Below are 5,345 nucleotides of genomic sequence, written 5' to 3'. Positions count from 1 at the left end.
ATTCCCAGTTTAGCTAGGTAAAGACCAAGTCCGTTGAACCGCCGTGGTACGGACCCGTATGCCCGGTGGTGTGGGAGGGGAGGAGGCGTAAGTCCTTCCCCTATCCCGATTGGCGACACAACCAAGTGCTGCTGGACAAGCTGAAAACATTAGAAGAACGCCTTTGGTATGCCCAGAAATCGCTGGAGGGCGGTTGGAGCCGGGACATTCTGGTGATGCAAATCGAAACTGGATTGTATGATCGCCAGGGTGGTGCCATCACGAATTTTGAACGTACCCTGCCCAAACCTCAATCAGACCTGGCGCAGCAGATCGTCAAAGACCCTTACGCGCTGGACTTTTTGACGTTAAGCGATGAGGCACAGGAGCGAGACCTGGAGCGGGGGCTGGTATCGCATATCCGTGATTTCCTAATGGAGTTGGGCACAGGTTTTGCGTTTGTGGGTAGCCAGTACCCGTTGGAAGTCAGCGGCAAGGAATACAGGCTTGACCTGTTGTTTTATCACATTCTCCTGCATCGCTATGTGGTGATTGACCTGAAGATGGGCGAGTTTGAGCCGCAGCACTCTGGGCAAATGAGTTTTTATGTCGCGGCGGTGGATAACATTCTGCGGACGGAGCGAGATGACCCCTCAATCGGCATTATTCTCTGTAAGTCAAAGGACCGCACCACAGTCGAATACGCGCTACAGGGTAGCAATCAACCGATTAGCGTTTCTTCTTATCAGTTTCAGTCTAAATTGCCGCCAGCATTAGAAAAGAGTCTTCCAACCGCAGAGCAATTGGAGATTGCTTTGAACACGGCGATCGCCCAAATTGAAGCAGCTCCAGAGGAGGAGTGAGCTATTCAGGTAAGGAGGGTTTATTTCTATGGAAACTACTTAAGACGTGAAGATCGATTCCGAAATTTATTGGGATGATCAGGCGATCGTCAAAGTAGATATGCTCGCCTTTGAGCGCAGAACTGATCCAAACATTGAGTGGAGCCACACTGCTAGAGTCGCGGATGGCTTGAATGAGTTGAAGGAGGCGATCGCGCTCTGCTTCCAAATGGGAGCTGACCATTTTGTTCTGTCGATTCACATCTAGATCGACAGAATTAAGAGTGAACTGTTCTGTCGATTCAATTTTATAAGCGACAGAACAACTGTTTGTACAGCTAATCATATTGTTAACAAGTCTGGTCCCAGCAATTTTGCTTTTCCTGCTACATCTTGGCGGAGAATTGGAGTCAAAATAGCAAGAAGATCGAAGGCAGTGTAAAAGGCGGTCTGAATAGCGGAGTGGACTAATTTGAACATGCTCTCACTCGGTGAGCAGCAGCTTAACTCTTACCAATTTGCTTAGTTTCTGAGGAGATTTGTGCTTCCGCTTAGCTTCTACCACTGCTAACGGAAAATCACGAGTGTAACAGAGCAAATAGTCTGCAAATTTCTTGCGGCGGCGACGGGTGCGTCCTCCAGTCGTCAAAATACGTCCCGCATCGATTGGATATTGCTCAGTAAAAAGATGTGGCTCCTGCTCCCAGGCTTTTAGCTTAGGCAGAACATAAAGACGACAGGTGTTGGCCTCATTGATCATGCGTCAACCTTGCCCAAAAATCGCTTCAATATCTCGTGAGCCACGTAAAACACGAATTACATCAATTCCACCCTTGATCTCTTTGTAGAACACCACATAATTGCCAATCGGGAAGCTTTGCAGTCCAGGCAGCAACTCATCGCGCTTCCTGCCTAGTCCTGGGTTACGCGCTAATAGTTGTAGCTTCTCCTCAATCCGATCTAAAAACTCATCTGCCCGATCCATGCTGTCGTCTGCGATGTAATCCCAGATGTCAAGCAAATCCAACTCAGCACGGGGACGTTTAACAACGATCGCCATTATTTCGGCTGCCTCTGGCGACGGCGCTGCCGTGCTTTCTCTTTAACTGCCTGCATATCGAGGGGGGTTGCCTCCCCACTGTCCAGACCTGCCTGAATGTCCTGACGTAACTCCTGTAAACGGATTTGCTGAAGCTGCTCCCGCTCCTTCAGCAGACGCAACCCCTCACGGATTACTTCACTAGCAGAGTAATAAAGTCCACTTGAAACCTTCTCCTGGACAAACTGCTCTAGCTCCGGTGTCAAAGACACATTCATGCTTGAGTCCTCCTGTCACTTGGGCTTCTCTATTTTCGCTTTAATAACAGACAATAGCAATTGTTGTTATTTCAGAGATTCAGATTTAAACCGGAAATAGCAAGTGCTAAGGCTGCTTGGCGATCGATCACTGCCTGAAGCATGGAAAGCTGCTGTTCCAGCTCGGCGATCGCCTTCCATCGCTAAATTTTTGCTTTCCAGTTGCGGTACTTCTCGCTACGAGCCTTGCCCAAGTGCAGATTCTTGATGTCAGGGTTCTTGCTACTGAGCTTGTAGTAAATATGTCCCCTTGAGGGGCAGAGCTGATCCATACGTTGATCGGAGCCACACTACCAGAGTCGCGGATGGTTTGAATAAGTTGAAGGAGCCGATCACGCTCAGCTTCCAGGTGGGGCTGCTCATTTTATTCTGTCGATTCGCATCTAGATCGACAGAATAAAATAGGTAAATTTTTCTGTCGATTTAAGGCTCATTCGACATTGAGTGTCACCTAAGATTACGCCAAAATCTTCTGATCGCACCGAAACAACGCTTGATAAATGATGGACGAATCTTTGTTGTCTTCCGTGGTGCGGTGACATCTGGAGTAGTTTTGACAGCCTCGGTCTGTTCTAGCGTGCGGTAGTACCGTGCTTTGGCAGATCTATCTTTACGGTGTCCGGACTCAACTTGTCCAATCGTCCAGGTTTCAGCCTCAATCACCTGCCCACTTCGAATGAAGTAATGAGAGCGGCAAGCAAAATTCCAGTTGCCGATCGATGGCGACAACGAAATCGTCTCTCCGTCAAATGTCATCTTCCAGTCAGTTGGAGTAAAGGGTGTGACCACCTCCTTGCCACAACCACAGCAACAACAGTGAACGGCTGTGGCGTACTCCATAGAAATATAAAGCACGCCTGGTTCCAGGCATTCTGGAATATGTTCAACGAAGTGATGTTCAAGACGGTTATAGCGCATCATGAGCATTCAGAATTAGTCAGGAGGTTACCATCGGTCGTGTACATACAGTGATGCTCCCGCTCCAGATCACGGTAGAATCCCCGAATCTTCTTCCACTTGATCACTGCTAGCGTTGCATTCAGGGCACTTAGGTCAGCAACCTGAATATTGGAAGCATAGACATTATCCTCACCGCCCTCGAAGGAGATCCGCCCCTGGTGAATGTGCTCACGTTTGTCAGGAGTGCTGGCAGTGACTCGTAGAATGCCGCCTAGAGATCCGTCAACTAATTCCAGTCCCATGCCCACATCAATGAAAGATACACCCAGTGCTTCTAGCTTCTGAATAATCCTCCGCTTTACTGCACCTCCATCAATGCAGATAAATACAAAGCTAACTCCCTCTAGCAGGTGGAGGTTGTCATCACTAATAGCGACAGCATGTGGCACGATTCCACGATGCATCTTCGAGTACACACCCGCCCAATAATCAACTTTCAGGGGTGCTTCCCGCAACTCCTCGATCGAGGGCGCACTGGGGGCGCGAAAAGCATTGTGTTGGAAGAATCGGTCGGGGTCGAACAGGTGAATCTTCCTCACCGGCGTTTTGGCAACCAAATCGAGCAAATATGATCCTGTCCCCCCTAATCCGATGAGCGCTACTTCTTCAGTAGCAAGGCGTTGGGTGAGGGCACCAATGCCTGCTCGACCAGAAGCTGTATCAATGTAGTTGAAGACGCTTTCTTCTCCTTCATCAGGCACACGAAAAGTTCGTGCGTTCACACCCGGCTGCAAAACCGCTGCTGGTGCAGAGAGGATTGCAGCATAAGTTGTCATTTTGTGATGGTAGTCCGTATAGCCATTTGGCGGCTTGCTTGAGAAAGTGTACTTTGCAGTTACACCGTGCCCGAGATTCACATGATTACTTGAATTCACAATCTGGTGAATCTGGGTACCGTCTGCATTGCAGGGAAACTCACCATCAAAATAAGCGACGTGGTCTCCGGCATATTGAGTCACATCTCCAGCCAAGTTCAGGGGGGAGATGAGTGTTCCAATCTTCACCTGCCGTTGTGCATTCACGTAGGGAACCTCACGCAGGAGCAGAAGCGCGCCCTGGATTTGGATGAAATAGCCCTCATCGCAGAGGCGCTTGAGATCAGTACTATGATTTATCAGTTTGAGTGACATTAAAGATGGTTCCTTGTTTAATTTTGACGATTCCACCAGCACCTAGTTCACCACTGGGAGGTACGGAGGCAGCTTTTCGGTAGGTGATGGAGAAGACGAAGTTTGGATTGTGCGAACCAGGAAAAGCTAATTGCACAATCTGCTCATATGTCACTTCGGAACCTGTCACCACTTTGGGGCGCGAATTCACGATGATCTCAATTTCAAGTGTTGGTCGGAGTGCGGTGATAAAGCGCTCGATACCTGGAGCAGTTAAATTGATCAGATCCTCCGGTGCAACCAATTTATCTTCACCGCCACGAACTTCAAGAAACACCGCCCGATCATGATTAACGTTGGCGAGCTGGTAGAGGGCAGAGCCATTGATGGCTGGTTTACCCCAGGCAATTTGGCGACCATCAAGGGTCAGCTTAAAATCGCGATCGCTGTGGAAGGACACGAATTGCTCAACGCCGCGTCCACGCAAATCGAATGATTTGTCAAGGCGAATATCCTCGAAGTCGCCTGATGGCAAGATTGCGAATAAGCTGTAATCACTTCTTGCATCGAGTCCAGCCGCAGTTAGAATTTGGCGACCCAACGGTACAGGATCTGCTAGCTCAATACTGCGGAAGGTTAAGTTGTCTAAAGCAAACTGAATACGGTAGCTGCGGGCATTCCTTCGATCGCCACCAGTAGGGAGTTCTCCATTCATCGTTCTTATTTCTCTCCTTAGAGCCTAAAGTTAGCTGGCTCTGAAGGGTTAATCGACGGCGTTCTGTCAAACCGGTAAATCAACCCTAAAAATTTTTCGTAGCGTTCCTGCTGGAGTCGAGCCACAGATAAAAAAGGCTGGGCAACTGGGGCAGGTGCGGGCTGAAGTTTCGGTTGGGAAGTGGCCTTGTCGGATGGATTCGATTAAACCCGTTAGCTTATTGCGTCTGTTATCAAGATCTTTTTGCAGTGAGGCAATGGGTTGTACGGTTGGTTCTGTCGCAAAAACTGTTTAAGGACAAACAATCTGTATTGTTTGGATTACTTTAAGCAGTAATTCCAAAGAGTACTTCAATAAACTTGGATTGAGAGACACTACTCCCTT

8 protein-coding genes are annotated in these 5,345 nt (G+C 48.6%); 2 read left to right on the top strand and 6 right to left on the bottom strand.

Annotated features, from left to right (window positions below):
- The first annotated feature begins 65 nt into the window (after positions 1-65).
- Together H6G00_RS00160 and H6G00_RS00155 are read left to right on the top strand one after the other, a co-directional pair.
- Positions 66-842, top strand: coding sequence for a PDDEXK nuclease domain-containing protein (locus tag H6G00_RS00160; RefSeq protein ID WP_190795084.1), 777 nt, complete (start codon positions 66-68; stop codon positions 840-842).
- A gap of 46 nt (positions 843-888) precedes the next feature.
- A complete protein-coding gene (locus H6G00_RS00155) occupies positions 889-1,089 on the top strand; it encodes a hypothetical protein (protein WP_190795083.1) in 201 nt (66 codons plus the stop codon).
- Positions 1,090-1,305: 216 nt separating this feature from the next.
- Here H6G00_RS00155 and H6G00_RS00150 read toward each other — a convergent pair whose 3' ends face one another.
- The 6 genes from H6G00_RS00150 to H6G00_RS00125 form a co-directional block, all read right to left on the bottom strand.
- The gene (locus H6G00_RS00150) at positions 1,306-1,581 is read right to left on the bottom strand and encodes a hypothetical protein (protein ID WP_190795082.1); all 276 of its coding nucleotides are present in this window, start codon (positions 1,579-1,581) and stop codon (positions 1,306-1,308) included.
- 3 nt (positions 1,582-1,584) lie between these two features.
- Positions 1,585-1,881 (bottom strand): type II toxin-antitoxin system RelE/ParE family toxin, encoded by a 297-nt coding sequence (locus H6G00_RS00145; protein ID WP_190795081.1) that lies wholly within the window; start codon positions 1,879-1,881, stop codon positions 1,585-1,587.
- Positions 1,881-2,138, bottom strand: a complete 258-nt coding sequence (locus H6G00_RS00140) for a type II toxin-antitoxin system ParD family antitoxin (protein ID WP_190795080.1) — start codon at positions 2,136-2,138, stop codon at positions 1,881-1,883. The genes H6G00_RS00145 and H6G00_RS00140 overlap by 1 nt, the downstream gene beginning before the upstream one ends.
- A gap of 486 nt (positions 2,139-2,624) precedes the next feature.
- A complete protein-coding gene (locus H6G00_RS00135) occupies positions 2,625-3,098 on the bottom strand; it encodes a DUF6527 family protein (RefSeq protein ID WP_190795079.1) in 474 nt (157 codons plus the stop codon).
- Entirely contained in the window at positions 3,095-4,267 is a 1,173-nt protein-coding gene (locus tag H6G00_RS00130; protein ID WP_190795078.1) for a ThiF family adenylyltransferase, read from the bottom strand. Before H6G00_RS00130 ends, H6G00_RS00135 begins: the two co-directional genes overlap by 4 nt.
- Positions 4,242-4,961 (bottom strand): multiubiquitin domain-containing protein, encoded by a 720-nt coding sequence (locus H6G00_RS00125; RefSeq protein WP_190795077.1) that lies wholly within the window; start codon positions 4,959-4,961, stop codon positions 4,242-4,244. The genes H6G00_RS00130 and H6G00_RS00125 overlap by 26 nt, the downstream gene beginning before the upstream one ends.
- Between the last annotated feature and the right edge of the window lie 384 nt (positions 4,962-5,345).

It is taken from the genome of Leptolyngbya sp. FACHB-541, from assembly GCF_014695875.1.
GTDB lineage: Bacteria > Cyanobacteriota > Cyanobacteriia > Elainellales > Elainellaceae > JAAUTN01.
This window is presented reverse-complemented; position numbering and strand designations above follow the sequence as displayed.